2 protein-coding genes are annotated in these 1236 nt (G+C 68.9%); both read left to right on the top strand.

Going from position 1 to position 1236, the window contains the following annotated elements; all coding sequences use genetic code 11:
- On the top strand, window positions 1-882 hold an 882-nt coding region (gene cysD, locus ACIOEW_RS41265), incomplete at its 5' end, for a sulfate adenylyltransferase subunit CysD (protein WP_401970767.1).
- Between the two features lies 1 nt (window position 883).
- A partial coding sequence (locus tag ACIOEW_RS41260) for a GTP-binding protein (protein ID WP_401970765.1) occupies window positions 884-1236 on the top strand: 353 nt, incomplete at its 3' end.

Below are 1236 nucleotides of genomic sequence, written 5' to 3'. Positions count from 1 at the left end.
CACCTGGATTCGCTGGAGTCCGAGGCGGTGCACATCTTCCGTGAGGTGGCGGGGGAGTTCGAGCGGCCGGTGATCCTGTTCTCCGGCGGCAAGGACTCGATCCTGATGCTGCACCTGGCCCTCAAGGCGTTCGCACCCGCCCCGGTCCCCTTCACGCTGCTGCACGTGGACACCGGCCACAACTTCCCCGAGGTCCTGGAGTACCGCGACCGCACGGTCGCCGAACACGGACTGCGCCTCCATGTCGCCTCCGTCCAGGAGTACATCGACGCCGGGAAGCTCCGCGAGCGCCCCGACGGCACCCGCAACCCACTGCAGACCGTGCCCCTGACCGAAGCGATCCAGCAGCACCGCTTCGACGCCGTGTTCGGCGGCGGCCGCCGCGACGAGGAGAAAGCCCGAGCCAAGGAACGGGTCTTCTCACTCCGCGACGAGTTCTCCCAGTGGGACCCCCGCCGCCAGCGCCCCGAACTCTGGCAGCTCTACAACGGCCGCCACGCCGCCGGCGAACACGTCCGGGTCTTCCCGATCTCCAACTGGACCGAGCTCGACGTGTGGCAGTACATCGAGCGCGAGGGCATCGAGCTCCCCCAGATCTACTTCGCCCACGAACGCGAGGTCTTCAACCGCTCCGGCATGTGGCTGACCGCGGGCGACTGGGGCGGCCCCAAGGAACACGAAACCATCGAGACCCGTCAGGTGCGCTACCGCACGGTCGGCGACATGTCCTGCACCGGCGCCGTCGACTCCGACGCCACCACCCTGGACGCCGTGATCACCGAGATCGCCGCCTCCCGCCTCACCGAGCGGGGCGCGACCCGCGCCGACGACAAGATGTCCGAGGCCGCGATGGAAGACCGTAAGCGCGAGGGGTACTTCTAAAATGACCACCACCCAGCTGGCCGACCAGCTGTCGACCACCACCCTCCTGCGGTTCGCCACCGCCGGCTCCGTCGACGACGGCAAGTCCACCCTCGTCGGACGCCTCCTGCACGACTCCAAATCGGTCCTCACCGACCAGCTGGAAGCCGTCGAGGACGCCTCCCGCAAACGCGGCCAGGAAACCCCCGACCTGGCGCTGCTGACCGACGGGCTGCGGGCCGAGCGCGAGCAGGGCATCACCATCGATGTCGCCTACCGCTACTTCGCCACCACCCGGCGCCGGTTCATCCTCGCCGACACCCCCGGCCACGTGCAGTACACCCGCAACATGGTCACCGGCGCCTCCACCGCCGA

The sequence above is a fragment of the Streptomyces sp. NPDC087901 genome (assembly GCF_044742205.1).
Classification (GTDB): Bacteria; Actinomycetota; Actinomycetes; order Streptomycetales; family Streptomycetaceae; genus Streptomyces.
This window is presented reverse-complemented; position numbering and strand designations above follow the sequence as displayed.